Genomic DNA, 550 nt, shown 5'->3' with positions numbered 1-550 from the left:
GCGGATCAGCGCGCCGATGTTGTCGCCAGCCTGGCCCTGATCGAGCAGCTTGCGGAACATTTCAACGCCGGTAACAGTCGTCTTCGACGTCGGGCGGATGCCGACGATTTCAACTTCTTCACCAACCTTGACAACACCGCGCTCAACACGGCCGGTCACAACCGTACCACGACCCGAGATCGAGAAAACGTCTTCGATCGGCATCAGGAACGGCTGGTCGATCGGGCGCTCAGGCGTCGGAATGTAGGCGTCAACAGCCGCCATCAGTTCGCGAACAGCATCTTCGCCGATCTTCTTGTCGCTGTCTTCCAGAGCAGCAAGAGCCGAGCCCTTGATGATCGGGATATCGTCGCCCGGGAATTCGTAGGAGGAGAGAAGTTCGCGAACTTCCATCTCGACCAGTTCCAGCAGCTCTTCGTCGTCAACCTGGTCGACCTTGTTCAGGAACACGACCAGAGCCGGAACGCCAACCTGACGGGCAAGCAGGATGTGCTCGCGGGTCTGCGGCATCGGGCCGTCAGCAGCCGAGCAAACCAGGATCGCGCCGTCC

At 60.2% G+C, this 550-nt stretch carries 1 protein-coding gene; it reads right to left on the bottom strand.

Annotated elements, in window-relative coordinates; genetic code table 11:
• On the bottom strand, positions 1 to 550 hold a 550-nt coding region (locus HCK86_RS23920), incomplete at both ends, for a GTP-binding protein (protein ID WP_246739759.1).

The organism is Martelella sp. HB161492 (assembly GCF_013184775.1).
In the GTDB taxonomy this organism is placed as follows: domain Bacteria; phylum Pseudomonadota; class Alphaproteobacteria; order Rhizobiales; family Rhizobiaceae; genus Martelella.
Note: the sequence above shows the minus strand (reverse complement) of the source record. Positions and strands in the feature narration are given on the sequence as shown.